Origin of the sequence: Streptomyces sp. NTH33 (genome assembly GCF_003236365.1) — a bacterium.
In the GTDB taxonomy this organism is placed as follows: Bacteria; Actinomycetota; Actinomycetes; order Streptomycetales; family Streptomycetaceae; genus Streptomyces.
In genome coordinates this window covers 1-993 of record NZ_POTZ01000964.1, presented here as the reverse complement: position 1 = coordinate 993, position 993 = coordinate 1, and the positions used below count along the sequence as shown (strand labels likewise).

At 68.4% G+C, this 993-nt stretch carries 2 protein-coding genes; both read left to right on the top strand.

Annotation, left to right across the window (positions count from 1 at the left end; translation table 11 throughout):
* Positions 1-42 precede the first annotated feature (42 nt).
* Positions 43-348 (top strand): transposase, encoded by a 306-nt coding sequence (locus C1I97_RS37840; RefSeq protein WP_111007363.1) that lies wholly within the window; start codon positions 43-45, stop codon positions 346-348.
* A 32-nt stretch (positions 349-380) separates the two neighbouring features.
* A partial coding sequence (locus C1I97_RS37835; protein ID WP_111007362.1) for an IS3 family transposase occupies positions 381-993 on the top strand: 613 nt, incomplete at its 3' end.

Genomic DNA, 993 nt, shown 5'->3' with positions numbered 1-993 from the left:
TGATACTGGGACGTACGGGTCCCGGAGGAAGCAGTCCAGGTAGTGAGTAAGAAGAGCAACACGAGCAAGCGGTACACGGCCGAGTTCAAGAAGGATGCCGTCGAGCTGGTCCGTTCCTCCGGGCGGACGGTGACGGAGGTGGCCCGGGAGCTCGGGGTCAGCGCCGAGGGCCTGCGGGGCTGGGTGAAGCAGGCCGCGATCGACCGGGGCGAGGGCCCGGCCGGCGCGCTGACCACGGCCGAGCGCGAGGAGCTGGTCCGGCTGCGCCGGAAGGTGCGCGAGCAGGAACAGACGATCGAGGTGCTGGGAAAAGCGACCGCCTTCTTCGCGAATCGGAAGACGAAGTAGCCGCGCGCTACGCGTTCATCGATGCGGAGAAGGTGTCCGAGGCCAACCCCGGCGGCCGGCCGGTCGCGTTCTTGTGCCGGGTGCTGAAGGTCACTCGTTCGGCGTACTACGCCTATCTTGCGGCGAAGCCCGCGGCTGCGGCGAGGCAGGCGGAGGAGGACGAGCTGGCCGACGAGATCCGGAAGATCCACACGTGTTCCCGGGGTGCCTACGGCGCCCCGCGCGTGACGGCCACACTGCGGCGCAAGGGACGGCGGATCAACCGAAAGAAGGTCGAGCGGATCATGCGGGAGCGCGACATCCGCGGTGTCACCCGCCGCAAGCGCCGCAGCCTGACGAAAGCGGACACCAAGGCCGCACCGTCACCGGATCTCATCGGGCGGGACTTCACCGCCGCCGAGGCCGGCACGAAGCTGGTCTCCGACATCACCTACCTGCCCACGCTTGCCGGCTGGTGGTACCTGGCCACGGTCATCGACCTGGCCACGCGCGAGGTGGTCGGGTATGCGATGGCCGACCACCACCGGGCCGAGCTCGTGGTGGATGCGCTGAAGATGGCTGCCGGCCGCGGCGCGCTGAAAGAGGGCTGCATCGCGCACTCCGATCGCGGCAGTGAATACACGTCCGGTGAATACCGCAGTTTGA